We start from the raw sequence: 26572 nt of genomic DNA on the forward strand, positions 1-26572 counted from the left end.
CTCGTATCGGATCAGCCTGGCGGGCCCCACGGCCACCTTACGGTCAGCGGCCCCAGCGCAGCGCGGCCGTCTGCACGGGGGCGTCCCACAGTCGCAGCAGTTCCTCGTCGACCCGGCACAGCGTCACCGAGCATCCCGCCATGTCCAGCGAGGTGACGTAGTTCCCGACGAGCGTGCGCGCCACCGGTACTCCGCGTGCCCGCAGCACCCGCGCCACCTCGGCGTGGAACCCGTACAACTCCAGCAGCGGCGTCGCCCCCATGCCGTTGACCAGCACCAGCACCGGCCCGTCGGCCGGGCCCACCTCCGCCAGCCCCTCCAGTGCGGCGCCCACCGCGAGATCGGCGATCTCCCGGGCGGGCATCATCGGGCGCCGCTCCCGGCCCGGTTCCCCGTGGATGCCGACGCCCGCCTCGAGCTCCCCGTCGGGCAGGTCGAAGGTGGGGCTGCCCTTGGCGGGCGTGGTGCAGGCGCGGAGCGCCACGCCGAAGCTGCGCGAGGACTCGTTGACCCGCCGGGCGATCGCCGCGACCCGCTCCAGGGGCGCCCCCTCCTCGGCCGCGGCCCCGGCGATCTTCTCCACGAAGAGCGTGGCCCCGGTCCCGCGCCGTCCCGCGGTGTAAAGGCTGTCGGTCACGGCGACGTCGTCGTTGACGAGCACGCGCTCGACCTGCCGCCCGTCCTCCTCGGCGAGCTCGGCGGCCATCTCGAAGTTCAGCACGTCACCGGTGTAGTTCTTCACGACGAACAGCACCCCCCGGCCGCAGTCCACGGCTTCGGCCGCCCGCAGCATCTGATCGGGCACCGGCGAGGTGAACACCTCCCCGGGGCATGCGGCCGACAGCATGCCGTGCCCCACGAACCCGGCGTGCAGCGGCTCGTGCCCGGAGCCGCCCCCGGACACCAGCCCGACCCGCCCGCCGTCCCGCGCGTCCCGCCGTACGACGACCCGCCGCTCCACGTCGACGTCGAGCTCGGGATGGGCCGCCGCCATCCCGCGCAGGGCGTCGGCGACCACGGTGTCCGGACTGTTGATGAGCATCTTCACGGTTGTCTCCCAGGAAGCTCGGCCTGGAAGAAGTCTGGCGCAAGCACGGCCGATCCGGACCACGGCGTTATCGTGCAGGTGTTCGGTTATGGGGTTAGGGTGGAGTCATGCGCGCAGTACAGGGCACGGGTGCCGGGATGGGCCTGCAGGGGTCCCTCTTCGACCAGGGCGACGAGATCCGGCTCGGGCCGCTCGCCGGTCTCCGGCGCATCGAGCTCGGTGCGGGGGCCTGGGTCGATCACCTTCCGGGCTGGCTGACCGGCTCCGACGCGCTGTTCGAGCGGCTGGCCGCCGAGGTGCCCTGGCAGGCCGAACGGCGGCAGATGTACGAGCGCGAGGTCGCAGTGCCCCGCCTCCTGGCCTTCTACGGAGCCGGGGAGACCCTCCCGCACGCCGTCCTCACCGAGGCCCGCGAGGTCCTGAGCCTGCACTACGCGGCCGAGCTCGGCGAGCCCTTCGTCACCGCCGGACTGTGCCTCTACCGCGACGGCCGCGACAGCGTGGCCTGGCACGGGGACCGGACGGGCCGCTCCTCCACCGAGGACACGATGGTCGCCATCGTCTCCGTCGGGGACCCCCGGGACCTCGCCTTCCGCCCCCGCGACGGCGGGGCCACGCTGCTGCGACTGCCGCTGGGGCACGGTGACCTCGTCGTCATGGGCGGCTCCTGCCAGCGGACCATGGAGCACGCGGTGCCCAAGTCGACGCGGGCCGTGGGCCCCCGCATCAGCATCCAGTTCCGCACCCGCGGCGTGAGGTAGGACGAGGCCCTCGCGCCCTCAGGGGAAGGCGTCAGGGGAAGGCGGGAGGCTCCTTCGCCAGTGCCTTCTCGTGCTCCTGCGGCCAGGTCCCGAGGTCGGCGCAGCCGATCGGACCTTTGTCGTCCGGTTCCACCGCGGGCCGGGTCGCCGCCGCCGCGGCGGCCGCGTGGAGGGAGCGCAGCGCCAGCAGGAGCACTCCGATGTCGTCCAGGTACACCGGATCCGGAATCAGATCCACCGGTGAAACGGTGTAGATCACGGCCACCCAGAAGAGGGCCTTGTCGCGCAGCGGGATCCCGGCGTCGAGGAGCAGCCGCCGGGCCCGCAGGACCCGTACGAGCAGCACGGCGGCGGTGATCGCGAGCCCGAGCGCGACGGCCGCGGCGAGCGCGATCCAGATCGTTGCGTCCATTGCCGCCGTATACCCGCCGGCTGACCCGTGTACCGCGGGGCCCCGGTTCAGGCGCCCGCCCCCTGGGCGCGCAGGCGCCGGCCTACCTCGCCCAGTCCGTCGGCGAGCGCATCGAGCTGTTCGGGGGTCAGGACGTCGATGAGGACCTCCCGGACCGTGGTCACGTGCCCCGGCGCCGCCTCGTCCAGCCGGGCGCGGCCGGCCTCGGTGAGGACGGCGAAGACCCCGCGCACGTCGGAGGGGCAGCTGCGGCGGCGGACCAGGCCGGCCTTCTCCATCTGGGTGATCTGGTACGTCAGCCCGCTCTTGGAGTTGATCAGCCCGTTGGCCAGTTCGGTCATCCGCAGCTCGCCGCCGGGGGCGGCGGCGAGCCGCACGAGGATCTCGTACTGGGGGTGCGAGAGCCCGGAGTCGTCCTTCAGCTGCTGGTCGAGACGGCGGTTCACCAGGGCGGACGCGGCCAGGAATCCGCTCCAGGCGCGCTTCTCGCGGTCGTCGAGCCATCTCGTTTCAGCCATGGCCCCAGCGTACACGGGTTGTTCGAATTTGAATCAAAGGTTAGGGTCGGGCCTCGGCGGTTCGAATTTGAACAACTTCTTGCCCACTCCGTCCCCTCGGGCCGCCCGACCGGAAGGATCCCCCATGACCAGCCCCTCCGCCGCCACGGCGAAGCCGCAGGCCCCGGCACCGGCCACCCGGACCGCCCCCGTCGCCCTCTCGACGCCGGGTCACGACACCGGGCTGCTGCTCCTGCGCCTCGTCCTCGGTCTGACCATGGCCGCGCACGGCTCACAGAAGCTCTTCGGCTGGTTCGGCGGCGGCGGCGTCGGCGGCACCGGGAAGTTCTTCACCGCCAGCGGATACCCCGCCGGTGACGCCATGGCCGTCCTCGCCGGCCTGACCGAGACCCTGGGCGGCCTCGGCCTCGCCGTCGGCCTGCTGACCCCCCTCGCGGGCGCCGCTGTCGTCGGCACCCTCATCAACGCGATCGCCGTGCACGGCACCGGATCCTTCTTCGCCCCCGAGGGCATCGAGTACGAGCTGCTGCTGACCGCGGCCGCCGCCGCCCTCGCCCTGACCGGCCCCGGCCGCTACGCCGTCGACCGGTTCCTGCCGGTCCTGCGCGGCCACCGCCTGGCGCACGGGGCCCTCGCCGTCACCCTCGGCGTCGTCCTCGCCGCCGCCTTGCTCCTCGTGCGCAGCTAGGCCGTCTCGGCCACACCTCAAGCCGTCCCGGGCCGTCCGGCGCGCGGGGGTGTCCGGGGCCGGCGCTGATTGGTCCCGGGCATTCGGGGGAAGAGCGCACAAATGACGCAACCCATCGAAGACTACGCACTCATCGGCGACCTGATGACGAGTGGGCTGGTCGGCCGCGACGGGTCCATCGACTGGCTGTGCCTGCCGCGCTTCGACTCCGGGGCCTGCTTCGCCAAGCTCCTCGGCGACGAGGAGAACGGCCACTGGCGCATCGCCCCCCTCGACGCGGCCGAGGGCGAACGGTGCACCCGCCGTGCCTACATCGAGGGTTCGCTGGTCCTGGAGTCCTACTGGGAGACCGAGACCGGCACCGTCAAGGTCATCGACTTCATGCCCCAGCGCGAGGTCTTCCCCGACGTGATCCGCATCGTCGAGGGCGTCACCGGCCGGGTCCGGATGCGCAGCACCCTGCGCCTGCGGTTCGACTACGGCCACGTCGTCCCCTGGGTCCGCCGCTCCGACGGGGACCGGGTCGCCGTCGCCGGGCCCGACTCCGCCTGGTTCCGCAGCGAACCGCCCGTGCGCACCTGGGGCGAGGAGAACAGCACCCGCTCACAGTTCCCGGTCGCCGCGGGCCAGCGGGTGGCCTTCGTGCTGACCTGGCACCCCTCGCACGAGCCGCGCCCCGAGCCGACCGACCCGTACACGGCCCTGGAGGAGAGCCTGGCCGACTGGTGGGACTGGTCCCGCCAGTGCCGCTACGAGGGCCCCTACCGGGAGGCCGTGACCCGCTCCCTGATCACCCTCAAGGCCCTCACCTACGCCCCGACCGGCGGCATCGCCGCCGCGGCCACCACCTCGCTCCCCGAAGAGCCCGGCGGGGTCCGCAACTGGGACTACCGCTACTGCTGGCTCCGGGACGCCACCCTCACCCTGGACGTGCTCCTCGCGACCGGCTTCCTCGACGAGGCCCGCGCCTGGCGCGCCTGGCTGCTGCGCGCGGTCGCCGGCGACCCCGCCGACCTGCAGATCATGTACGGGATCGCCGGCGAGCGGCGGATCCCCGAGACCGACCTGCCCTGGCTGCGGGGGTACGCCTCGTCCGCTCCCGTGCGGGTCGGCAACGCGGCGGTCGACCAGCTCCAGCTCGACGTGTACGGCGAGGTCATCGACTCCCTGCACCTCGCCCGGTCCGCCGGGCTCCCCTCCGAGCACCACGCCTGGCGGATCCAGCTGGCGCTCCTCGACTTCCTCGAGCGCAACTGGCACCGGCCGGACGAGGGCCTGTGGGAGGTGCGCGGCCCGCGCCGGCACTTCGTGCACTCCAAGGTGATGGCCTGGGTGGCCGCCGACCGGGCCGTGCGGACGCTGGAGAAGGACCCCTCGATGCCGGGTGACGTGGAGCGCTGGCGCGTCATGCGGGAGGAGGTGCACCGCGACGTGTGCGAGAAGGGCTACGACCAGCAGCGGGGCACCTTCACCCAGTACTACGGCTCCCGCGAGCTCGACGCGGCGACCCTGCTCATCCCGCGGGTCGGCTTCCTGCCGCCCGACGACCCGCGCGTCATCGGTACGGTCGACGCCGTCCGCGAGGAGCTCGGCCGCAGCGGCCTGGTCCGCCGCTACAGCACGGAAGGCCCCTCCGTCGACGGTCTGCCCGGCGACGAAGGAGCCTTCCTGGCCTGCTCGTTCTGGCTGGCCGACGCCCTGTACCTGACGGGGCGGCCCGACGAGGCGCGCACCCTCTTCGAGAGGCTGCTGACGGTACGCAACGACGTGGGACTGCTCGCCGAGGAGTACGACCCGGTCTCCGGGCGCCAACTCGGCAACTTCCCCCAGGCCTTCAGCCACGTCGGCCTGGTCAACACGGCGCTCACGCTGTCCGAGGACCAACCAGCGGGCCGCGCTTCCGGTTGACCGCGGGCGGCCGGGCGCCGGTCGAACGGCGGGGGCCGGGCAAGGTCCGAAAGAGACGGCCTACGGGGCTGTGCCCGTCCGGGACGCCAGCAGCAGGGCGATGTCGTCCGGCCGGTCCTCGGTGTCGCCCGCCTCGCCGACCAGCCGGTCGGCCGTCTCGGTCAGCGGGGCCGGCCGGGCCGCCGCCAGCGCCGTGCGCAGCCGCTCCACCCCGGCGTCGATGTCGGTGTCCGGCCGCTCCACCAGCCCGTCCGTGTACAGGGCGAGCACCGAGCCCGTCTCCAGGCGCAGTTCCGTCACCGGGTACGAAGCCTCCGGGTCGACGCCGAGCACCACCCCGCCGGCCAGGTCCAGCACCTCGGTCCGGCCGTCGGGGTGGCGCAGCAGAGGCTGCGGGTGTCCGGCCCGGACGGCCTCGGCGGAGCCCGACGCCGGGTCCAGCCCCACGTAGCAGCAGCTGGCGAACTGACCCGGGTCCAGGTCGATCAGCAGCCGGTTGGTCCCGCGCACCACCTGGTCGGGTGGGCTGCCGGTCAGCGCGAAGGCCCGTACGGCGCTGCGCAGTTGGCCCATGGTCGCGGCGGCGGCCACCCCGTGCCCCTGGACGTCCCCGATGACCAGGGACAGCCGGCCGCCGCCGGTCTCGACCACGTCGTACCAGTCCCCGCCGACGTCCATGCCCTGGGTGCCGGGCAGGTAGCGGCCCACCGTCTCCACCTGGTCGTGCACCGGCAGCCGGTGCGGCAGCAGGGCGGACTGCAGTCCGCGGGCGAGCGCCGCCTCGCTGTCGTAGCGCCGGGCCCGGGCCAGGGCCTGGGCGATCAGTCCGGCCAGGGCGGTGAGCACCGTCCGCTCCTCCGGGCTGAAGCCGCGGGGCGTGTCGAATCCCAGGATGCAGGAGCCGACCGGGCGGCCGGACGCGATCAGCGGCAGGAACGCGCGGGCGCCGACATGGGCGTCCAGGGGGATGCCCGGATAGGCGGCGGCCAGGTGTTCCATCGACTCGAAGAACAGCGGCAGGCCGGAGGTCAGGGTCTCCACGCCCGGCAGCCGCACATCGAGCCCGACCCCGTCGAACCGGTCGAGGAAGCCCTTCGGGAAACCGGTCTCCCAGGCGAGGTGCAGATGCCGCTCGTCCAGCAGGTAGATCGCCAGCTGGCGTCCGCCGAAGGCCGGCAGCAGTTCCTCGGTGACCACCGCCGATACCTGGCGGGCCGTCACGGCCTCGGTCAGCGCGATGGCCAGGGCCACCGGCCGGTACAGGGCGGAGGCCCGGTCGGCGGGGGAGCCGAGCCCCCCTCCCGGGCGGGCCATCGAGGCGGGCGCGTAGGAGGGCGTCCCCGTGGCGGCGATGGTCACGGTCACCCCGTCGGCGCCGGGGTACAGGTGCACCGTCACCCACTGGGCGGGCGTACCGCGGTCGCGCCGGGCCGGGAAGTGCACCGGCTCGGTGGACATGAAGACGGCCCGGAAGTGATCCTCGTACGAGGGGTGCCCGAGCCAGGGCAGCGCCTCCCACAGCAGGCGTCCGTGCAGCTCCGGCCCGCCGGTGCCGAGCAGTTCCCCGGCCGCCGCGTTGACGAAGCCGATCCTGCCCTGCCGGTCGACCGACAGCACGGCCTGCGTGAGCCGCTCCACCGCCTCCCGGGCGCCCGCGGCGGCGCGGGGCTGCTCCGCGGACAGCGGGTCGCCGTCCCAGAGCACAGGATCCCCGGCCGCCGTCAGCTCCGCCAGGTCCGCGGCCAGCCGGTCCGCGACCCCGCGCAGCCGCTCGCGGTCCAGCGGCCCCACCGGTACCCCGGGGGTCGCGGTGCGCAGCGCCATTACCACCCCGAACCGCTCGTCACCGGAGGTCACCGGCTCGAACATCGAGGCGGTGAGGAAGGGCAGCCCCGCCATCAGCTGCGGGAAGCGGCGCATGGTCTCCTCCGCGTCGGGCAGGTGCACGGACTGCCCTGACCGGTAGGACTCGGCGACCGGATAGGGCCGGCCCATCGTCATCCGCCACCAGGGCCGGAACAGCTGCGCCGGGAGCCCCGTGAGCACGGCCAGCCGCAGCAGGCCCTGGCGCCCGGAGCGCAGGTACACCCCGCCCGCGTACCCGCCGACGGCCGTCACCACTTCGCCCGTGGCCCGGGCGAGCACCTGGGCCAAGGCGTACGGGGCAGGGCCGCCATTGTCCGGTCTCGCCGTCACACCGCCAGGATGCGCCTTCGCCGGTGAGGGCCGCACCCCGGGCTGCGGGCCCGCCCGCGCCACCCGCGCCCCCGCGCGTGCGGCACCCGCGATAGGCCGACCGCTTCCCTCGTCCGGGGGACGCACGGGTGTACGGCCGTGCGGCGGGCGCGCCGCGGGGCACGATACGCATCCCACCCCCGCCCGGCAGGCCACCGGAAGGCAGAGCATGCGGTTCCAGTACGACACCCTCGGCGAGCGGTACGCCGAGTCCAGCACCACGGCGGCCTTCTCGGCGGCCGACACCTACACGCTCCACGGAGCCATCGACGCCCTCGGCGGGGTGCGCGGGCTCGACGCCCTCGACCTGGCCTGCGGGTACGGCTACAACACCCGGCTGCTGGCCCGCGGCGGCGCCCGGCGGACCGTCGGGGTGGACGACTCGGAAGAGATGATCAAGCTGGCGCGCGAGCACGACGCGGAGCAGGGCCGGCCGGGCACCGGGAACATCGAGTACCACGTCGCCGACGTCGCCGGCCTGCCCGACCTCGGGCCCTTCGACCTCGCCACCGCCGTCTACCCCTTCAACCACACGCCCGACCGCGCGTCGCTGCACGCGATGTTCCGCTCCGTCCGCGCCAGCCTGCGCGCGGGCGGACGGCTGCTCGCCATCGTGCCCAACGCCGGTGCGTTCCCCCGCGTGGACTGGTCGCCGTACGGGGTCCGCATCCTCGACCGGGTCGTGACCGGTGACGCGCCGCTGCTGAAGGCGCACTTCCTCACCGAACCGCCGGTGGCCTTCGAGTTCCACGAGTGGGCCCACGCCGAGCTCGCCGAAGCGGCTGTCGAGGCGGGGTTCAGCACCATCGGCTGGCAGCCGAACCGGACCCCGCCGGCCGACCGTGAACGCGACGACGCGTACTGGACGGCGTACCGCGCCTGGCCGATCAGCTCCCTGATGACCTGCGTGGCGTAGCGCGAGGGCTCTTCGTGCGGATCAGGCCCCGGGGCTCACAGTTCCGCCGCCGACCGGATCAGCTCGACGATCCGGTCGCGCGCCGCCCGCCCCTCCGGCACCGGCAGCAGCGGGTAGCCGTGCGGCAGCCCGGCCTCCTCGTGGAACTCCACGTCCGCCCCGGCCGCGCGGGCCCGGCGCACCAGCTCCCTGCTGTCCGTGACCAGCACGTCCCGGGTCCCGGCGAACACCGTCAGCGGAGCCAGCCCCGCGAAGGTGCCGTGCAGCGGGCTCACCTGGGGATCGTCGGCGTTCAGGGTCCCGGCGTACAGCCGCCCGGCCTCCCGCAGACCCGGGCGGGCCAGGAGCGGATCGTCCGCCTCTATGCCCGCCTGGTCCGGATGGCTCATCGTCACGTCCAGCCACGGCGAGATCAGGACGATCCGCGAGGGCTGCGCCCCGTTGCGGTCGCGCAGCCGCTGGGCGGCGGCCAGCGCCAGCCCGGCCCCGGCGGAGTCGCCGATGAGCACGGTCCCGCCCGCGCCCCCGCTCGCGATCAGGCCGCTGAGCAGGTCGGCGGCGGCCGGAACCGTCCGGTCGGCGGTGCCGCGCGGGGCGAGGACGTACGCGGGTACGACGACCCGGGCCTGCGCCTGCGTGACGAGGGTGCGGACCATCGCCCAGTGCGGGCGGACCAGTTCGTTGATGTAGCTGCCGCCGTGCAGGTACAGCACCCGTGCCGCGGGCTCGCTCCCGCGCGGGGAGACCTCGTACACCGGCCAGGCCCCGACGAAGGTGCGCGAGATGTCCGCGATCCGCCCCAGCGAGCGCGGCGGCAGATGGGAGGCGGGCCGGCGGGCGGACTCGGCCACCCGGGTGCGCACCGCCTCGACGCTCGCGAACCGTCTTCGCCGTCCCGTCGCGATCAGCGCGACCGACAGCGCCCTGCTCCGCAGACTCGGCACGCCCCTCACCTCCCCTTTTCCCCGGACCACCCCCGGCCCGGGGACCCTACCCCGTCAACGCAGGAGCATAGGCGTGAAGCTGGGCTGTCGACCCGCTTAAGAAAGTCTCGATGGACTGATCACCACGCGCCTCGGCAGATTGGTGCCCGTCACCGACGCCGTCCGCGCCCCCCGGCGCGCCGCGGCGCTCCCTTCCGCATGCCTGGAGCCACCCCATGAAGGCACTCGTCAAGCACAAGGCCGAGCCCGGACTGTGGCTCATGGACGTTCCGGAGCCCGAGTACGGTCCCGGTGACGTGCTGATCAAGGTGCTGCGCACCGGCATCTGCGGAACCGACCTGCACATCCGCGCCTGGGACGGCTGGGCGCAGGGCGCCGTCACGACACCGCTGGTCCTCGGCCACGAGTTCGTCGGCGAGGTCGCCGCCCTGGGCGCCGACGTCCGTGACATCGAGATCGGCGCGCTGGTCAGCGGCGAGGGCCACCTGGTGTGCGGCAAGTGCCGCAACTGCCTGGCCGGGCGCCGCCACCTGTGCCGCAGCACCGTCGGCCTCGGGGTCGGCCGCGACGGCGCCTTCGCCGAGTACGTGGTGCTGCCCGCGCAGAACGTGTGGGTGCACCGCACCGCGGTGGACCTGGACGTCGCGGCGATCTTCGACCCGTTCGGCAACGCCGTGCACACCGCGCTGTCCTTCCCCCTCGTCGGCGAGGACGTGCTGATCACCGGTGCCGGCCCGATCGGGATCATGGCGGCGGCCGTGGCCCGGCACGCCGGTGCGCGCAACGTGGTGATCACCGACGTCAGCCCCGAGCGGCTGGAGATCGCCCGCAAGGCGGGCGCCACGCTCGCGGTGAACGTCGCCGAGTCCTCCATCGCCGAAGCACAGGCGCAGCTGGGCCTGCGCGAGGGCTTCGACATCGGCCTGGAGATGTCCGGCCGCGGCGAGGCGATGCGCGACATGATCGACAACATGACTCACGGCGGCCGGATCGCCATGCTGGGCCTGCCCGCGCAGGAGTTCCCGGTCGACTGGGCCAAGGTCGTCACCTCGATGATCACCATCAAGGGCATCTACGGCCGCGAGATGTTCGAGACCTGGTACGCGATGACGGTGCTGCTGGAGGGCGGGCTCGACCTCAGCCCGGTCATCACCGGGCGCTACTCGCACCGCGACTTCGACGCGGCGTTCGACGAGGCCTCGACCGCCCGCAGCGGCAAGATCATCCTGGACTGGACCGCGTAGACCCGCCGCAGGCCCGGCCGACCGCCGCCCGCCGACCGCGTGCGGCGGGCGGCGCCGGGCCGCGCACCGGGTTCCGCGCACCGCGCACCGCGCATCAAAGACCACCTCCCCCGGCCGGACCCCGCACACCCTCCCCCCTCCGCGGGGTCCGGCCCCCTTCGTCGCCCTCCGCCGCATAAGGAGAACCGCACCATGTTCGAGTCCGTCCGCGAGGACCTGCGCACCACCCTCGACGAGATCCGCGCCGCCGGCCTGCACAAGCCCGAGCGCGTCATCGGCACCCCGCAGAGCGCGGCCGTCGCCGTCACCGCGGGCGGGACCGCCGGGGAGGTCCTCAACTTCTGCGCCAACAACTACCTGGGGCTGGCCGATCACCCCGAGGTCGTCGCCGCCGCGAAGGAGGCCCTCGACCGCTGGGGCTACGGCATGGCCTCGGTCCGCTTCATCTGCGGTACCCAGGAGGTGCACAAGGAGCTGGAGGCGCGGCTGTCGGCGTTCCTCGGCCAGGAGGACACGATCCTGTACTCCTCCTGCTTCGACGCCAACGGCGGTGTCTTCGAGACCCTGCTCGGCGCCGAGGACGCGGTCATCTCCGACGCCCTCAACCACGCCTCGATCATCGACGGCATCCGTCTGTCCAAGGCCCGCCGCTTCCGCTACGCCAACCGCGACATGGCCGAGCTGGAGACCCGCCTGAAGGAGGCCGCCGAGGGCGGCGCCCGGCGCAAGCTGATCGTCACCGACGGCGTCTTCTCCATGGACGGCTACGTGGCTCCCCTCCAGGAGATCTGCGACCTCGCCGAGCGCTACGACGCGATGGTCATGGTCGACGACTCGCACGCCGTCGGCTTCGTCGGCCCCGGCGGCCGCGGCACCCCGGAGCTGCACGGGGTCATGGACCGCGTCGACATCATCACCGGCACCCTCGGCAAGGCCCTGGGCGGCGCCTCCGGCGGCTACGTCGCGGCCCGCGCCGAGATCGTCGAGCTGCTGCGCCAGCGCTCGCGCCCGTACCTCTTCTCCAACTCCCTCGCCCCGGTCATCGCGGCGGCCTCCCTCAAGGTCCTGGACCTGCTGGAGTCGGCCGGCGACCTGCGCGAGCAGCTCGCCGCCAACACCGCGCTCTTCCGCACGAAGATGACCGAGGCCGGCTTCGAGATCCTGCCCGGCGACCACGCCATCGCCCCCGTGATGATCGGCGACGCGGCCGAGGCGGCACGGATGGCCGAGCTGCTGCTCGAGCGCGGCGTCTACGTGATCGGCTTCTCCTATCCGGTGGTGCCGATGGGCGCGGCCCGGATCCGCGTGCAGCTCTCGGCGGCCCACTCGACGGCCGACGTGGAGCGCGCGGTCGCCGCGTTCGTCGACGCCCGTGCGGCGCTGGTGGCCGACGGGGCCTGAGACAATGGTGGGGTGATCGACCCCCGCCGGCTGCGCATCCTGCGGGCCGTGGCGGACCACCGTACGGTGACCGCCGCGGCCGCAGCCCTCTACCTCACCCCCTCCGCCGTCTCCCAGCAGCTCGCGGCTCTGGAACAGGAGACGGGCCACGCCCTGCTGACCCGCAGCGGCCGGGGCGTACGGCTCACCGCGGCCGGTGAGATCCTGCTCGGCCACGCCCACGAAGTGCTGGCGCAGCTGGAGCGGGCGGAGGCCGAACTCGCGGCGTACGCGGGGGGTTCGGCGGGCGAGGTGACGGTGGCCGCCTTCGCCACCGGCATCGCGGAGGTACTGGCTCCGGCCATCGCCCGGCTGGCGCTGGAGCACCCCGGGATACGGCTGCGGGTACGGGACGCGGAGGGCGACCAGAGCCTGCCGCTGCTGCTGGACGGCGAGGCGGACGTGGCCCTGGCGGTCGAGTACCGGGGCGGGCCGGGGGCGGACGACAAGCGGCTGTCCGTGCTGCCGCTGTACGCGGAGCCCTTCGACGCCGTGCTGCCGTCGGGCCATCCGCTGGCCGACCTGCCGGCGGTGGCGCTGGCGGATCTGTCCGAGGCGGACTGGGTGGGCCAGTACCCCGGCAACCCGTGCCACGACGTCACGCTCCTCGCGTGCGAACTGGCGGGCTTCCAGCCCCGGTTCGTCCACTCGTCCGACGACTTCCGTGCCGTGACGGCGCTGGTGGGCGCGGGGGCCGGGGTGGCTCTGGTGCCGCGTTCCGCGCTGCGGGGCATGGACCTCAAGGAGGTCCAGGTCAGGCCGGTCGCCGGCCCGGCCGCCACCCGCCGGGTCTTCGCCGCCACCCGCCGCGGCGGCGAGACCCACCCGCTGATCGCCCCGGTCCTGGCCGCCCTGGTCCGGGAGTCGGAACGGCTGCCGACGCACTAGGTCGTCTCTGCACAGCAGCAGGTCGCACCCCTCGGCGACGGGATCGGGGGAGGGGGCGGGAACATCGCTGGACATCCCGGGAGTGCGGACACGGCCCGGGCCAGGGCTCACACCCTCAGCACCTCCACCCCCGCCGCCTCGAACTCCCGGGCCACCCCGGCCGCCAGACCCGTGTCCGTCACCAGCACGTCCACCGACGAGGTCGCACAGATGCGGGCGAAGGCGCGCACGCCCAGCTTGCTGGAGTCCGCAGCGATCACCACGCGGCGGGCCCGCTCGCACAGGAGCCGGTTGACCGAGGCCTCGTCCTCGTGGCGGGTCGCCGCGCCGTCCGCCGGGTCGAACCCGTCCACGCCGAGCACTGCCGTGTCGACCGCGAGCTGGCCGAGCACCTGCTCGGCCAGGGGGCCCGTCAGCTCGTAGGACTGGGGGCGCGCCACCCCGCCCGTCAGCACGATCTTGAACTGCGGCCGGATCACCAGCTCGCCCGCGATGTTGAGCGCGTTGGTCACCACGGTGAGGGCGGGCGAGCCCTGGGCCAGGTCCGGCCGGCCGGCCAGGGCCCGCGCGATCTCGGTGGTCGTGGTGCCGCCGGTCAGGCCGATGACCTCGCCCGGGGTGATCAGGGCCGCGACCGCCTCGCTGATGCGGCGCTTCTCGGCGGCGCGGCGCGAGGTGCGGTAGCGCAGGGGGAGTTCGTACGAGACCCCGTGAAGGACGGCCCCGCCGCGCGTGCGGACCAGCAGCTGTTGCTCGGCGAGCTGGTCGAGGTCGCGGCGGATGGTCGCGGCGGACACGCCGAGGGCCTCGGCGGCCGGCTCCACCTCCACCTCGCCCCGTTCCACCAGCAGGTCCAACAGTGCCTGCCAGCGCTCCTTGCGGGTCATCGGCCGCCCCCTTCGATGTGCTCCATCGGCGTACCCGCCGACATTAACTCAGGCGATCCAGTCGTTGACGCTTGAAGTTGCGCGAAACTGCCAGCTACCTTGCAGGAAAACGCATTCAGTCCCGTTCCGCCGCATGAGGGAGCCTGCATGAGTCACGTCGCGCACGAGTTGGGCACACAGCCCGAATGCTGGGAGCGGGCCGCCGAACTGGCCGCGGTGCAGCGGGCGGTGCTGCCGCAGCCGGGGGAGCGTACCGCGATCGTCGGGTGCGGGACCTCGTACTACATGGCCCAGTCGGCCGCCGTGTTGCGCGAGGAGTCCGGCCAGGGCGAGACCGACGCCTTCGCCGCCTCGGAGTTCCCGCGCCACCGCCGCTACGACCGGGTCCTGGCCCTCACCCGCTCCGGGACGACCACCGAGGTGCTGGACCTGCTGGCCGGCCTGCGGGACGCGGGCGTGCCCACGACCGCCGTCATCGGCGATCCGGCGACCCCGGTGATGACCCTCGCCGACGACCTCGTCGTCCTCGACTTCGCCGATGAACAGTCCGTCGTGCAGACCCGTTTCGCCACCACCGCCCTCACCCTGCTGCGCGCCCACGCCGGACTGCACACCGCCTCCGTGGTCGCCGACGCCCGCACCGCCCTCGAGGAGCCGCTCCCCGCCGACCTGGAGGGCCGGGGGCAGTTCACCTTCCTCGGCCGCGGCTGGAGCGTCGGCCTCGCGAACGAGGCCGCACTGAAGATGCGCGAGGCCTCGCTCTCCTGGGCCGAGTCCTACCCGGCCATGGAGTACCGGCACGGGCCCATCAGCATCTCCGGGCCCGGCACCGTGACCTGGTCGCTCGGCGCCGCCCCCGAAGGGCTGGCCGCGCAGGTGCGGAGCACCGGCTCCCAGTGGGTGGAGGGCCGGCTCGACCCGCTCGCCGAGCTGGTCCGCGTGCACCGCCTCGCCCTCGCCGTCGCCGCCCACCAGCAGCTGGATCCCGACGCGCCGCGCCACCTGACCCGCTCGGTCATCCTCACCACCGGAGAGGAGGCGGTCCGATGAGCCTGGTCCCCGCCGGCGCGCTCGTCCGCGAGGCGGCGGGCGCGGGCCGCGCCGTCGCCGCCTTCAACATCATCACCCTGGAGCACGCCGAAGCGGTCGTCGCCGGAGCCGAGGCGGCCGGGCTGCCGGTCATCCTCCAACTCAGCGAGAACGCCGTGAAGTTCCGCGGCGGGCAGCTGCTGCCCATCTCCCGCGCGGCCGCCGCCTGCGCCGAGGCCGCCGGGGTCCCGGTCGGACTGCACCTCGACCACGTCAAGAGCCCCGAACTCCTGCGCCAGGCCTGCGAGGCGGGATACAGCTCGGTGATGTACGACGCCGCGCACCTGCCGTACGCCGAGAACCTGGAGGCGACCCGCTCCGCCGCCGACTGGGCCCACGCCAACGGACTGTGGATCGAGGCCGAGCTGGGCGAGGTGGGCGGCAAGAACGGCGCCGCCCCGCTGGACCCGCACGCGCCGGGCGCCCGGACCGACCCCGACGAGGCGCGCCGGTTCGTCGCCGACTCCGGGGTGGACGCCCTGGCCGTCGCCGTCGGCAGCACTCACGCGATGACCAGCCGGACCGCCTCCCTGGACCACGCCCTGCTGGCCCGGCTGGCCAAGACGCTGGACGTGCCGCTCGTCCTGCACGGCTCCTCGGGTCTGCCGGACGCGGAGCTCGCGGCGGCCGTCGCGGGCGGCATCCGCAAGGTCAACATCGGCACCGCCCTGAACGTGGCCATGACCGGGGCGATCCGCACCCACCTCACCCCCGCGGACCCCAGGCCCTACCTGACGGCCGCCCGCACGGCGATGGCGGCGACCGCCGAGGCCATGCTCAACGCCCTGAACTGACCCGCGTCCGCGGCCGCCGGTGCACGGCTCCCTCCCGCACGTCCCGCCCCTTCCGAATTTCTGGAACTGGTTCTACTCTGACCGCCGCCACACAGCGACCGGCTGGACCGCGAGACACCCGGAGGGGCCGTGCACCTCGAATACACGCCTGAGCAGCAGCAGTTGCGCACCGAGCTGCGCGCCTACTTCGCCGACCTGGTGCCCGAGGACGTCTACGCCCGCTACGAGGACCCGGCCGCGCAGAAGCGGTTCTACCGGGAGACCATCCGCCGCCTCGGCGCCGACGGCTGGCTCGGCGTCGGCTGGCCCAAGGAGTACGGCGGCCGCGGGATGTCCCCGATGGACCAGTTCATCTTCTTCGACGAGGCCGCGCAGGCCGTCGTACCGCTGCCCCTGATGGCGCTCAACACCGTCGGGCCGACCATCATGCAGTTCGGCACCGACGAGCAGAAGGCGTACTTCCTGCCCAGGATCCTCGCGGGCGAGATCGACTTCGCCATCGGCTACAGCGAGCCCGACGCGGGCACCGACCTCGCCGCGCTCACGTGCAAGGCCGTCCGCGAGGGCGACGAGGAGACCGGCACCTACGTGGTGAACGGGCAGAAGATCTGGACCACCAACGGAGACACCGCCGACTGGGTCTGGCTCGCGGTGCGCACCGACCCGGACGCCCCCGCCCACAAGGGCATCACCATGCTCCTGGTGCCGACCTCCGACCCGGGCTACTCCTGCACCCTCATCAACACCCTCGCCTCGCACGACACCACCGCCAGCTACTACGAGAACATCCGCGTCCCCGCGAGCCGCCGCGTCGGGCAGGAGAACAAGGGCTGGCGCCTGATCACCAACCAGCTCAACCACGAGCGCGTCACCCTCGCCGCCCACGGCACGATGGCCATCCGGGCCCTGCACGACGTCCAGCGCTGGGCCGCCGGGACGAAGCTCGCCGACGGCCGCCGGGTCATCGACCTGTCCTGGGTCCGCGGCCGCCTCGCCCGCACCCACGCCCGGCTCGACGCGATGAAGCTGCTCAACTGGCAGATGGTGGGCGCGGTCCAGTCCGGCACCCTCACGCCGCAGGACGCCTCGGCGGTCAAGGTCTACGGCTCCGAGGCCCGCCGCGACGCGTACGCCTGGCTCATGGAGGTCGTCGGCGCGGCAGGCCCCCTGAAGGACGGCTCCGCCGGGGCGGTCCTGCACGGCGAACTCGAACGCGGCTACCGCAGCGCCGTCATCTTCACCTTCGGCGGCGGCAACAACGAGATCCAGCGCGAGATCATCTCCTGGATCGGCCTCGGCATGCCCCGGGTGCGCCGCTGAGGGCGCCGGGAGGAGCGCCTCGGGGGCGCGGGCGGTCTACACGGTACGGGTGACCGTGACCAGGACGGTGACGGGGCCGGTCGCGCCGTTCCGGGCGAGGCAGGCGGTGACCGCACTGCGTACGTCCTCGCGCACCTGCCGGGCCACGTCGACGGCACGGCGGTCGGCGTGCAGGATGCAGCGGACCTCCACGTGCCATCCGCCTTCCTCGGTGGGGCCGCAGCGGATACCGGCCGCCTCCCGGTGCGGCGCGGTTCCCGCGGTCACGGCGTGGTGGGCGCGGGAAGCCGCGAGAGCCAGCTGCTCGGAGAGCGCGGGCTGGAGGGCGGCCACACCGGGAGCGTCGAGGGCCGCGGCGGCCGCTGCCCGCTGGACGTCCTCGCGGTGGATGGCGGTCATCGCCGGCCCGGCCCGGACCGCTCGCCACCCGGCGCGCGGGGGAGTTCGAGCACGTCGTCGATCTCCAGGTCGACGGCCGTGACGGCGAGACCGAGCGTGTGCTCAGCCGCGTCGAGGACGGCCCTGCGCACCTCTTCCGCGCGTTCGCGCAGCGGCCGGTCCAGTGCGGCCGCCACGGTGAGGGCGACGGCGTGGACCCGGTGGCCGCCCTGGACGGGTGTCAGGCGGCAGCTGGCCGCGCGGGCGCCGGCGACGGTGTCCGCGGCCCGGCGCAGTACCTTCGCGGCGGCGCTCTCGGCGATGCGCAGATCGTCACCGGGATCGTCCAGCACCAGCATGGCCCCCAGCCGTACCTCGGCCCGGACCGCGTTGATGACCCGGTTGGCGAGGCCGTGGCCGTCGGGCTGCTCCTCGGCGCGCAGAGCACGGGTGGCCCGGTCCAGGGCCGCCAGGCCCTCGACGGCCTCCCTGCAGTAGGGGCAGCTGCTGCTGTGCGGGTCCGCCGCACCGGCCGGGCCGCGGGCCTGCTCCCAGGCACGGCCGAGGGGGCGCCCACAGGGCAGCGGCTCCGCGCCGGCCAGCAGCTCGGCGTCAGGGGCCAGGGGTGCTCCGGCCCTCGGGGCGCCCATGGTCCCGGGCGCGTCGCGGGAGGTGAGGTGCGGGTCGTCTAGCGCCATGGGCGCATCGCCTCCATCAGAGCGCGTCGTGCGCGAAAGAGTCTGCCGCGCACCGTTTGTTCGCTGCTGCCCACCACATGGGCGATCTCCTCGTAGTGCAGGCCGTGCAGCTCGCGCAGGACCCAGCACACGCGCAGGTCCGGGCGCAGCTCCAGCAGTGCTCGCGCCAGTGCGGCCGTCGCCGCGTCGGCCTCGGCCACGCGCGGCGGTGAGCTGTCCGCGTCCGCGGCAGCGGTTTCGGGGACGACGTCCAGGGGCAGCGGGCGGGGCCGGCGGCGCAAGGTGTTGAGGCAGCGGTTCGTGACGATGCGGTACATCCAGGTGCCGAACGAGGCGCCGTGGCGGAACTCCGGCAGCTGCCTCCAGGCGCTGAGGAAGGCGTCCTGGACGGCGTCCTCGGCGTCCGCCCGGTTGCCCAGCAGGTGCTGGGCCAGGGCGAGCAGGCGGCTGCTGTGCCGGCGGACCAGGACGGCGAACGCGTCCTCATCCCCTTCGGAAGCCCGTACTGCCAGGACACGGTCGGCCAGGTCGCCGGTAGCGTCCCGGTCCGCGGCGACGCCGGCGGTCGGCTGCGGCGCCGGCCGCAACGGGAGGTCCGCACCGGGCGGGGGCGGGGGTCTGGTCCTGTTGCGCATCCGCCGCTCGCTTTCTGCCGCAGACGCTCGTCGCGGCTGCGTACGCACTCCTCGATGGTATGCGGTGCACGTGGCCCGAGCCGGGTGAGGAACGCCCGCGCGAGGTGTCCAACGTACGAGGGCACCGCACCGGCGCCCGGACGGACATCCTGGGGAGGTCCCCATGTCGGACACCATCAACCCCTCCGCGGGCGGGAGCGCGTCACGCCCTGCCGACACGGCCCTGACGGGTCAGACCGGCGCCGGGACCGCGCCCGAGACGCGGGGCCGGACGACCATCGCCGACAGCGTGGTCGAGAAGATCGCGGGGATGGCCACCCGCGAGGTGCCGGGCATCCACAGCCTCGGCTCGGGCATGGCCCGCACGCTCGGGGCGGTGACGGACAAGGTTCCCGGCGGCCGTGCCAACGTGACGCGCGGCGTGAAGGTCGAGGTGGGGGAGCGGCAGGCCGCCGTCGATCTCGACGTGGTCGTGGAGTACGGCGTGGCCATCGTGGACATCGCCGCCGACGTCCGCACCAGCGTCATCACGGCCGTGGAACGCATGACCGGCCTGGAGGTCGTCGAAGTGAACATCACCGTCGACGACGTCCACCTGCCCGACGAGGAGGACGAAGAGGTCGGCGACGGCCGGGTGCAGTGACCTTGCGCGGCCCCGGCATCGCGCCGCCGGGCCGACGATCGACGTGAAATCAAGGTGAGTGAGATGAGCGCAGCAACCACGGGCCTGCTGGCCGGCATGGCCCTGGGCTTCGCCGCATTCTTCGGCGGCTTCTGGGCGTTCCTGCTCGTGGCGTTCCTGGGCCTGGTCGGCCTCGTGATCGGCCGCATGCTGCAGGGTGACCTGGAGCTGTCGGACTTCACGCATTCCCGGGACCGGCAGTGAGCCCGCAGCCCGGGGCCCTCGCGCCCGCGGGGGCAGCGGCGGCCCCCGCGCGGCCGGTCCTGCCGGCGGCCGAACGCGGCGCCACGGTGATCCCCGAGAAGGTGGTGGCCCGCATTGCGGCCCTCGCGGCCAGGGAGGCCCTGGCCGGGCAGAGGGACCCCTCGGTCCCCTCGGCCGCCCGTGCCAGGGCGGCCGCCGCGCACGCCTCGGTCACCGTCGGCGGCGGCACGGTGCGGCTCGGTCTGACCCTGGACCTGCCCTACCCCGCGGACCTCGCCCGCGCCTCCCGCGAGGTGCAGCAGTACGTGGGCGAGCGGGTGGCCCGACTGACCGGTCTGCGCGTCACCGAAGTCACCCTCGCCATCGAGCACCTGGTCCTCTCCGGGGGCCTGGAACACCGACGCGTGCAGTGAACCGGTCCGCAGTCCCCCAGGGAAGGAGAGCCGGCATGAACCGGGACGGAATGAAACCGGACGGTATGAATGCGCACGCCATGAACCGGGACGGTGCGCGACGGGACGGTATGCAACCGGACCGAGACCCCCGGGCCGGTTCGGAGCAGCCCACCGCAGCCGGCGCGGTCACCACCCCCGCGGCGGGGCAGCCGGCCCAGCCGTCCGCGGCCGGCCCGCGGGCGACGGCCAGGCGCCCGTGGTCCGCACGCCGGATACCCGCCGCGCTGACGGCGCTCCTCATCGCGGCCGCGGCGGGGACCCTGCTGTTCGATGTCGTCCGGGTCCGTGCCGGCCGGCCCGCCGCGGCCTGGCGCACGCGCCTGGCCGACGAACTGGCCACCCGCCCGCTCGACGACACCTGGATGCGGATCGGCGCTGCCGTCCTCGCCCTCCTCGGCCTCTGGCTGCTCGTCCTCGCCCTCACCCCCGGCCTGCGCCACCAGTGGCCCCTGCGCACCCCCGACGCGCACATGCGCGCCGTGCTGGACCGCGACGCCGCGCAGCTCCTCCTGCGGGACGCCGCCATGCGCGTCCCCGGGGTCGGCGCCGCCAGGTTCCGGATCTTCCGGAACCACATCCGGGCCACGGCGGACGTGCGGTTCCGCGCCGCGGCCGACGTGAAGGCCGATCTCCTGGCCGCTCTGCGGGAGGAACTGGACCGGCTCGCCCTTGCCCACCCGCCTTCGCTCGCCGTTCGGGTCCGCCCGCGCCGCACGTGACGCGCCGCGCAGGACCAGGCCCGGCAAGAGACAGGAAACGGATCCCATGAAGAGGAAATCCGCACTCAACCGCGTCCTGCTGGCCCTGACCGGCACCGTCCTGCTCGGCACGGGCCTCCTGATGCTGGCGGGCGGCTTCGACCTCTACCGGCGCTGGCGGATGGCACCACCCGACGGCTGGCCCCTGACCGCTCCCCACGACGTGCTGCTCGGGGCCGCCGACCGGACCCGCTGGACGGGCGAAGGATGGTGGTGGCCCCTGGTCATCGCGGTCCTGGCCCTCGGCGTCCTGCTCGCCGTGTGGTGGCTGCTGGTGCAACTGCGCCGCACGCACCCCGGCCGCATCCCCCTGTCCGGAGCCCCCGGCGGTGACGGTGTGGAGCTGCGCGAGCGCGCCCTCGGCGACGCTCTGGCCGCCGACGCCCGGCAGCAGCCCGGCGTCCACAAGGCCCGGGCGCGGATGGTCGGCACGACCCGCCATCCGCAAGCCCGGCTCGACCTCACCCTCACCCCCGGCAGCGAACCGGGCCCCGCCCTGCGGGCGCTGCGCGACGGCCCGCTGGAACGCGCCCGCCGCTCCACCGGCCGGCCCGGACTCCCGGCGGACTTGCACCTGCGGGTGAGCCCGCACAAAGCCCACCGCGCCGACTGAGCGCCCGTGCCAGGGCCACGGGACCGCGCCCCCGCCCGGCGGTCAGGGCCGGTCGTACCAGGCGAACGCCGAGATGCGCCAGCCCTCCGGGGTGCGGACGAACTGGATGGTCTTGGTTCCGCCGCCCTCGAAGGGCTCGCCGTCCAGGATCCCGGACTTGCGGTACGCGCCGAACCGCGAGGCGATATCGCCTTCGATCTCCGTCCGTTCGGAGGTCTCCCACTCCGCGAACTCGAGCAGCCGGCCGTCCGCCAGCAGCCGCAGGCGGGGCTCGACGAACTCGTCCACCGTGTACACCGTGAACTCGGGGCCCGTCTTGACGATCACGCCGCCCGGGACGACCAGCCGGCGTATCCGGCCCACATCGGCGGCCTTGCCGCCCCGGTTGTCGAAGGCGCCGAAGAAGTCGGCCGTCACCGCGTCGATCTCGCTCTTGGACATGGCGCGACGGTAACACCGGGGCCGTACGCTGGAGCCACCGGACGCCTACGGCAAGGAGGTACGGGGAGGATGGAAAACAGCGAGGCCGTCCCCGACCCGGGGCTGTACGGTCCGGCGTCCGTCACCTGGCAGTGCCACGGCGACCCGATGATGTGGATCGCCGGCGTCCGTGCCCTCTACCTGCAGGCCCTGCACCCGCGGGCCGTCCGCGGGGTCATGGAGAACAGCGACTTCAGGACGGATGCCTGGGGGCGGCTGCTGCGCACCGCCGACTTCGTCGGGACCCTCACCTACGGCACCACCGAGGACGCCGAACGCGCCGGAGCCCGCGTCCGGGCGATCCACCGCAAGCTCTCCGCGACCGACCCGGACACCGGCGAGCGCTTCCCCGTCGACGACCCCCCACTGCTGCTGTGGATCCACTGCGCCCAGATCGACAGCTTCCTGCACGTCCTGCGCCGCTCCGGCATCCCCCTCACTCCCGCCCAGGCCGACCGCTACGTCGACGAGAACCGGGTCAACGCCCGCCTCGTCGGCCTCGACCCGGCCGCCGTACCCGCCGACACCGCACAACTCGCCGCGTACTTCGAGACGGTCCGCCCGGAGCTCGCCGCCGGCCCCGACGCCCGCGCCGTGGACGACTTCCTGCGCGGCCCGCCCGTCCCCCCGATCCTCGTACCTGGCCGAAACCTGCTGTGGGGCCCGCTCGCCGCGCTCGCCTACGGATCCCTCCCCGACTGGGCGCACCAGCTGTACGGGCGGCCCGCTCCCGCCCCAGAGACCGTCACCCGCAGCCTGCGCCTCACGGGCCACGCGCTGCGCAGCATTCCCGCAGGTCTGCGCTGGCAGCTGCCCCCAGGTCACATCTTGAAGGCGATGCGCCGCATGGGCCCCGGGAGTCGCCCCTCCCCGTACACACTGCGTACATCAACGGCCATACTGGACCGGCCGGGGAGGGCGAGGCACGACAACGGGGGCGACTTCAAGACATGGCGGAGTCCAGACTGATCCAGGGCCGTTACCGGTCGCTCGACCTGATCGGTCGCGGCGGCATGGGCGAGGTGTGGCGGGCCCGGGACGAGTCACTGGGCCGGCAGGTCGCCGTGAAGTGCCTCAAGCCGATCGGGGCGGAGCAGGACGCCCACTTCACCCAGGTGCTGCGCGAGCGGTTCCGCCGCGAGGCGCGCGTCGCCGCGTCCCTCCAGCACCGGGGGGTCACCGTCGTCCACGACTTCGGCGACGACAGCGCCGCCGGCGGCCCCCTCTACCTCGTCATGGAACTCCTCGAAGGCCGCAACCTCAGCCAGCTCCTGGAGGACAACGAGGCCCGCCCGCTCCCCGTCGACGTGGTCGTCGACATCGCCGAGCAGATGGCGGCCGCCCTCGGCTACACCCACGACCAGGGCGTCGTCCACCGCGACCTGAAGCCGGCCAACATCATGCGGCTCACCGACGGAACCGTGAAGATCTGCGACTTCGGCATCGCCCGCCTGGCCCACGACATCGGATTCACCGCCAAGCTCACCGGCGGCGGCATGGCCATGGGCACCCCCCACTACATGTCGCCCGAGCAGATCGCGGGCGGCGAGGTCGACCACCGCAGCGACTTGTACTCCCTCGGCTGCGTCCTCTACGAGATCGCCACCGGCGCCCCGCCCTTCGACCTCGGCGACTCCTGGTCCGTGCTGGTCGGCCACCGCGACACCGCTCCCGTACCCCTGCGCGAGCACCGCCCCGAACTGCCCGCCTACTTCGAACGGGTGGTCCTGGACCTCCTGGCCAAGCGCCCCGAAGACCGGCCCGGCGACGCCCGCCACCTGCACCGGCGGCTCGTCGAGGCGCGCCTGGGCCCCGGCGACCCGCCCGGCGCCCAGGCCCCCCTCCCGGCCTGGGCCGCCGGGATGACCGCCGGACGCAAGGCCGGGATCGAGGCCCGCCCCGCGAGCGGCGCATGGGCGGTGCTCACCGGCTCCTGGACGGCCCCGCGCCCCAGCGGCGCGCACCGGATCGTCCGCCCTTCGCCCGCCGAGGACCCCCGGCTCACCGCCCCGTACGGCGCTCCGCGCCTCCCCGGCCCCCGCGACACCGGCCCCGGAGCCCTCGCCGCGGGCCACACCCGCGCCTTCGCCCTCAGCCGCGCCGGCCGCCCCGCGGAGGCCCTGGCCGTGTACGAAGCCGTGGCCGAGGGCCGCGCGCGGGTGCTCGGCCCGGACCACCCCGACACCCTCGCCGCGCGCCAGGAGACGGCGTACGAACTGGGCCGGCTGGGCCGCCACGCGGAGGCGTACGCGATCTACCGCGCGGTCCTCGTGGCCCGCGAGCGCACGGCGGGGCCCCTCCACCCCGACACCCTGCGCTGCCGCCACAACCTGGCCTGCGCCCTCGGCGCGCTGGGCCGCTTCACGGAGGCCCACGCCACCGCCGCCGCGGTCGCCGCCGACCGGGCCGCCGTGCTCGGTGCCGAGCACGCGGACACCCTGCTGACCCGCTACGAGGTGGCGTACGCGCTCGGCCGCCTGGAGCGCTGGCAGGAGGCCCTGGCCGCGTTCCGCGAGGTGGCCGCCGTACGGGAACGGGTGCTCGGCCGCGACCACCCCGACACCCTGGCCGCGCGCTACGAGGTCGGCATCGCGCTCGGCCGCACCGGCAACAGCGCCCAGGCCCTCGACCTGTTCCGGGCCCTGGTCCGCGACCGCACCCGCGCGTACGGGGCCGCCGACCCGGAGACCCTGCGCGCCCGGCACGTCCTCGGCGTCAACCTCGGCCGGCTGGGCCGCTGGGAGGAGGCGGTGGCCGAAGCGCGGCAGGTGGGTGCCGCCCGGGCCGGGGTGCTCGGCCCGGAGCACCCCGACACCCTCGTCAGCCGCCGCGAACTCGCCGCGGGACTGGGCCGGCTGGGCCGCTGGGAGGAGGCCCTGCCCATCTACCGGGACCTGGCCGGGATCCGCGAGCGGGCCCAGGGCGACGGGCATCCCGACACGGCCCAGGCCCACGCCGACGAGGCGTACTGTCTGGAGCGGCTCGGCCAGGTGTGCTACCAAGAGCCATGACGACCTTCGGGCGGGACGTATACGACGACGTGATCGTGGGCGGCGGGCACAACGGCCTGGTGGCCGCCGCGTACCTGGCGCGGGCGGGCCGCGCGGTCCTCGTCCTGGAACGGCTCGGGAACACCGGCGGGGCGGCCGTCTCCACCCGGCCCTTCGCCGGTGTCGACGCCCGCCTCTCGCGCTACTCCTACCTCGTCTCCCTGCTCCCCCCGAAGATCGTGCGCGACCTGGAGCTGCGGTTCGCCGTCCGCCGCCGCACCGTCTCCTCGTACACGCCCGTGGAACGCGACGGCCGGCCCGGCGGACTCCTCGTCGGGAGCGACGAGCAGCGCACCCGGGAGTCGTTCGCGCGCCTGACCGGCTCGGACCGGGAGTACGAGAACTGGCGAGCCTTCTACGGGACCACCGGGCAGGTGGCCCGCGCCGTGTTCCCGACCCTCACCGAGCCGCTGCCCACCCGCGGGGAGCTGCGCGCCCGCATCGACGACGAGGCCGCCTGGCGGATGCTCTTCGAGGAACCGCTGGGCCAGGCGGTGGAAGCCCGTTTCGCCGACGACCTGGTGCGCGGAGTCGTCCTGACGGACGGGTTGATCGGCACCTTCGCCGACGCGCACGACCCCTCGCTCGTGCAGAACCGCTGCTTCCTCTACCACGTCATCGGCGGCGGGACCGGGGACTGGGACGTGCCCGTGGGCGGTATGGGCGCCCTGACCGACGCCCTCGTGACCGCCGCGCGGGCCGCCGGGGCGGAGATCGCCACCGGGCACGAGGTGCTGCGGATCGACACGCACGGGACCGGACCGGCGGAGGTGGTGTTCCGCACGGCCGCGGGGGAGGGGCGGGTCGTCGGCCGCACGGTGCTGGTGAACGCCTCGCCGCGGGCGCTGGCCGAACTCCTCGGCGAGACACCGGCCCAGCCGGCCCCCGAGGGCGCCCAGCTCAAGGTCAACATGCTGCTGCGCAGGCTGCCCCGGCTGCGGGACACCTCCGTGGACCCGCGCGAGGCCTTCGGCGGCACCTTCCACATCGCCGAGGGGTACGGCGAGCTGGCCCGGGCCCACGCGGAGGCGGCGTCCGGCGAACTGCCCTCCGTGCCGCCCTCGGAGATCTACTGCCACTCGCTGACCGACCCGACGATCCTCGGGCCGGAGCTGGTGGAACAGGGCTACCAGACCCTCACGCTGTTCGGCCTGCACACCCCGGCCCGGCTGTTCGGACACGACAACCAGCAGGCGCGCGAGGTCCTGCTGGCGGCCACCCTCGCGCAGCTCGACGCGCACCTGGCCGAACCGCTCACCGACTGCCTCGCCTTCGACGCGGACGGCCGGCCGTGCATCGAGGCGAAGACACCGCTGGACCTGGAGCGCGAACTGCGCCTGCCCGGCGGCCACATCTTCCACCGGGACCTGTCCTGGCCGTACGCCGAGGCCGGCGGCGGCCGCTGGGGAGTGGAGACCGCCCACCGCAACGTCCTGCTGTGCGGTGCGGGGGCGGTCCGCGGCGGCGGCGTCAGCGGGGTTCCCGGACACAACGCGGCGATGGCCGTCCTGGGGCACTGAGCCGTTT

At 74.1% G+C, this 26572-nt stretch carries 28 protein-coding genes; 18 read left to right on the top strand and 10 right to left on the bottom strand.

Annotation, left to right across the window (positions count from 1 at the left end; genetic code table 11):
• Positions 1–43: 43 nt before the first annotated feature.
• Entirely contained in the window at positions 44–1048 is a 1005-nt protein-coding gene (gene dhaK, locus AB0D44_RS05070) for a dihydroxyacetone kinase subunit DhaK (RefSeq protein ID WP_362584523.1), read from the bottom strand.
• A gap of 107 nt (positions 1049–1155) precedes the next feature.
• Between dhaK and AB0D44_RS05075 the strand changes: the two genes are divergently transcribed.
• A complete protein-coding gene (locus tag AB0D44_RS05075; protein WP_362584525.1) occupies positions 1156–1809 on the top strand; it encodes an alpha-ketoglutarate-dependent dioxygenase AlkB in 654 nt (217 codons plus the stop codon).
• A 31-nt stretch (positions 1810–1840) separates the two neighbouring features.
• Here the strand turns inward: AB0D44_RS05075 and AB0D44_RS05080 are convergent, their stop codons facing one another.
• Together AB0D44_RS05080 and AB0D44_RS05085 are read right to left on the bottom strand one after the other, a co-directional pair.
• Positions 1841–2221 (bottom strand): YkvA family protein, encoded by a 381-nt coding sequence (locus tag AB0D44_RS05080; RefSeq protein WP_362584528.1) that lies wholly within the window; start codon positions 2219–2221, stop codon positions 1841–1843.
• 47 nt (positions 2222–2268) lie between these two features.
• Positions 2269–2739 (bottom strand): MarR family transcriptional regulator, encoded by a 471-nt coding sequence (locus AB0D44_RS05085; RefSeq protein ID WP_362584531.1) that lies wholly within the window; start codon positions 2737–2739, stop codon positions 2269–2271.
• A 124-nt stretch (positions 2740–2863) separates the two neighbouring features.
• On the opposite strand from AB0D44_RS05085, the gene AB0D44_RS05090 reads away from it, so the two are divergent.
• A complete protein-coding gene (locus AB0D44_RS05090; protein ID WP_362584534.1) occupies positions 2864–3427 on the top strand; it encodes a DoxX family membrane protein in 564 nt (187 codons plus the stop codon).
• Positions 3428–3529: 102 nt separating this feature from the next.
• On the top strand, positions 3530–5335 hold the full coding sequence (locus tag AB0D44_RS05095; protein ID WP_362584537.1) for a glycoside hydrolase family 15 protein: 1806 nt from the start codon (positions 3530–3532) through the stop codon (positions 5333–5335).
• A gap of 60 nt (positions 5336–5395) precedes the next feature.
• Here the strand turns inward: AB0D44_RS05095 and AB0D44_RS05100 are convergent, their stop codons facing one another.
• Complete coding sequence (locus AB0D44_RS05100; protein WP_362584539.1) at positions 5396–7531, bottom strand: SpoIIE family protein phosphatase; 2136 nt, start codon at positions 7529–7531, stop codon at positions 5396–5398.
• 208 nt (positions 7532–7739) lie between these two features.
• Here AB0D44_RS05100 and AB0D44_RS05105 point away from each other — a divergent pair, with 208 nt between their 5' ends.
• Complete coding sequence (locus AB0D44_RS05105; RefSeq protein WP_362584542.1) at positions 7740–8486, top strand: class I SAM-dependent methyltransferase; 747 nt, start codon at positions 7740–7742, stop codon at positions 8484–8486.
• A 35-nt stretch (positions 8487–8521) separates the two neighbouring features.
• Here AB0D44_RS05105 and AB0D44_RS05110 read toward each other — a convergent pair whose 3' ends face one another.
• Positions 8522–9430, bottom strand: a complete 909-nt coding sequence (locus AB0D44_RS05110) for an alpha/beta hydrolase (RefSeq protein WP_362584544.1) — start codon at positions 9428–9430, stop codon at positions 8522–8524.
• A gap of 215 nt (positions 9431–9645) precedes the next feature.
• Here AB0D44_RS05110 and tdh point away from each other — a divergent pair, with 215 nt between their 5' ends.
• The 3 genes from tdh (at position 9646) to AB0D44_RS05125 (ending at position 13002) form a co-directional block, all read left to right on the top strand.
• Entirely contained in the window at positions 9646–10674 is a 1029-nt protein-coding gene (gene tdh, locus AB0D44_RS05115; protein WP_362584547.1) for an L-threonine 3-dehydrogenase, read from the top strand.
• Between the two features lie 192 nt (positions 10675–10866).
• Positions 10867–12075 (top strand): glycine C-acetyltransferase, encoded by a 1209-nt coding sequence (locus AB0D44_RS05120; protein WP_362584550.1) that lies wholly within the window; start codon positions 10867–10869, stop codon positions 12073–12075.
• 12 nt (positions 12076–12087) lie between these two features.
• Positions 12088–13002 carry a LysR substrate-binding domain-containing protein gene (locus tag AB0D44_RS05125; protein WP_362584553.1) on the top strand — a complete coding sequence of 305 codons (915 nt, stop codon included), beginning with the start codon at positions 12088–12090 and terminating at the stop codon, positions 13000–13002.
• A gap of 107 nt (positions 13003–13109) precedes the next feature.
• On the opposite strand, the gene AB0D44_RS05130 is transcribed toward AB0D44_RS05125, so the two are convergent.
• A complete protein-coding gene (locus AB0D44_RS05130) occupies positions 13110–13889 on the bottom strand; it encodes a DeoR/GlpR family DNA-binding transcription regulator (RefSeq protein WP_362584556.1) in 780 nt (259 codons plus the stop codon).
• Between the two features lie 147 nt (positions 13890–14036).
• Between AB0D44_RS05130 and AB0D44_RS05135 the strand changes: the two genes are divergently transcribed.
• From AB0D44_RS05135 to AB0D44_RS05145, 3 genes are all read left to right on the top strand, one after another.
• A complete protein-coding gene (locus AB0D44_RS05135) occupies positions 14037–14939 on the top strand; it encodes a sugar isomerase (RefSeq protein WP_362584558.1) in 903 nt (300 codons plus the stop codon).
• Positions 14936–15772 (top strand): class II fructose-bisphosphate aldolase, encoded by an 837-nt coding sequence (locus AB0D44_RS05140; protein ID WP_362584561.1) that lies wholly within the window; start codon positions 14936–14938, stop codon positions 15770–15772. The genes AB0D44_RS05135 and AB0D44_RS05140 overlap by 4 nt, the downstream gene beginning before the upstream one ends.
• Positions 15773–15901: 129 nt before the next feature.
• Entirely contained in the window at positions 15902–17092 is a 1191-nt protein-coding gene (locus AB0D44_RS05145; RefSeq protein ID WP_362584564.1) for an acyl-CoA dehydrogenase family protein, read from the top strand.
• 36 nt (positions 17093–17128) lie between these two features.
• Here the strand turns inward: AB0D44_RS05145 and AB0D44_RS05150 are convergent, their stop codons facing one another.
• The 3 genes from AB0D44_RS05150 to AB0D44_RS05160 are packed head-to-tail and all read right to left on the bottom strand — an operon-like array spanning position 17129 to position 18803.
• Entirely contained in the window at positions 17129–17491 is a 363-nt protein-coding gene (locus tag AB0D44_RS05150) for a hypothetical protein (RefSeq protein ID WP_362584567.1), read from the bottom strand.
• On the bottom strand, positions 17488–18168 hold the full coding sequence (locus AB0D44_RS05155; protein WP_362584570.1) for a hypothetical protein: 681 nt from the start codon (positions 18166–18168) through the stop codon (positions 17488–17490). The genes AB0D44_RS05150 and AB0D44_RS05155 overlap by 4 nt, the downstream gene beginning before the upstream one ends.
• Positions 18159–18803, bottom strand: a complete 645-nt coding sequence (locus tag AB0D44_RS05160; RefSeq protein ID WP_362584572.1) for a sigma-70 family RNA polymerase sigma factor — start codon at positions 18801–18803, stop codon at positions 18159–18161. Before AB0D44_RS05160 ends, AB0D44_RS05155 begins: the two co-directional genes overlap by 10 nt.
• Before the next feature lie 163 nt (positions 18804–18966).
• Here AB0D44_RS05160 and AB0D44_RS05165 point away from each other — a divergent pair, with 163 nt between their 5' ends.
• From AB0D44_RS05165 to AB0D44_RS05185, 5 genes are all read left to right on the top strand, one after another.
• Positions 18967–19446, top strand: coding sequence for an Asp23/Gls24 family envelope stress response protein (locus AB0D44_RS05165; protein ID WP_362584574.1), 480 nt, complete (start codon positions 18967–18969; stop codon positions 19444–19446).
• A 63-nt stretch (positions 19447–19509) separates the two neighbouring features.
• Entirely contained in the window at positions 19510–19689 is a 180-nt protein-coding gene (locus tag AB0D44_RS05170; protein ID WP_362584577.1) for a hypothetical protein, read from the top strand.
• Positions 19686–20102 (top strand): Asp23/Gls24 family envelope stress response protein, encoded by a 417-nt coding sequence (locus tag AB0D44_RS05175; RefSeq protein ID WP_362584579.1) that lies wholly within the window; start codon positions 19686–19688, stop codon positions 20100–20102. The genes AB0D44_RS05170 and AB0D44_RS05175 overlap by 4 nt, the downstream gene beginning before the upstream one ends.
• A 110-nt stretch (positions 20103–20212) precedes the next feature.
• On the top strand, positions 20213–20863 hold the full coding sequence (locus AB0D44_RS05180) for a DUF6286 domain-containing protein (RefSeq protein ID WP_362584582.1): 651 nt from the start codon (positions 20213–20215) through the stop codon (positions 20861–20863).
• 46 nt (positions 20864–20909) lie between these two features.
• Positions 20910–21515, top strand: a complete 606-nt coding sequence (locus AB0D44_RS05185; RefSeq protein WP_362584584.1) for an alkaline shock response membrane anchor protein AmaP — start codon at positions 20910–20912, stop codon at positions 21513–21515.
• Between the two features lie 42 nt (positions 21516–21557).
• Here the strand turns inward: AB0D44_RS05185 and AB0D44_RS05190 are convergent, their stop codons facing one another.
• Complete coding sequence (locus AB0D44_RS05190) at positions 21558–21956, bottom strand: DUF4440 domain-containing protein (protein WP_362584587.1); 399 nt, start codon at positions 21954–21956, stop codon at positions 21558–21560.
• 69 nt (positions 21957–22025) lie between these two features.
• Here AB0D44_RS05190 and AB0D44_RS05195 point away from each other — a divergent pair, with 69 nt between their 5' ends.
• From AB0D44_RS05195 to AB0D44_RS05205, 3 genes are read left to right on the top strand one after another with little or no spacing between them, the layout of a single operon-like run.
• Positions 22026–22964, top strand: coding sequence for an oxygenase MpaB family protein (locus AB0D44_RS05195; protein ID WP_362584590.1), 939 nt, complete (start codon positions 22026–22028; stop codon positions 22962–22964).
• Positions 22946–25006 (top strand): serine/threonine-protein kinase, encoded by a 2061-nt coding sequence (locus tag AB0D44_RS05200; protein ID WP_362584592.1) that lies wholly within the window; start codon positions 22946–22948, stop codon positions 25004–25006. Before AB0D44_RS05195 ends, AB0D44_RS05200 begins: the two co-directional genes overlap by 19 nt.
• The gene (locus tag AB0D44_RS05205) at positions 25003–26565 is read left to right on the top strand and encodes an NAD(P)/FAD-dependent oxidoreductase (protein ID WP_362584595.1); all 1563 of its coding nucleotides are present in this window, start codon (positions 25003–25005) and stop codon (positions 26563–26565) included. The genes AB0D44_RS05200 and AB0D44_RS05205 overlap by 4 nt, the downstream gene beginning before the upstream one ends.
• Positions 26566–26572 lie beyond the last annotated feature (7 nt).

This window comes from Streptomyces sp. NPDC048349, from assembly GCF_040651925.1.
Lineage (GTDB): Bacteria > Actinomycetota > Actinomycetes > Streptomycetales > Streptomycetaceae > Streptomyces.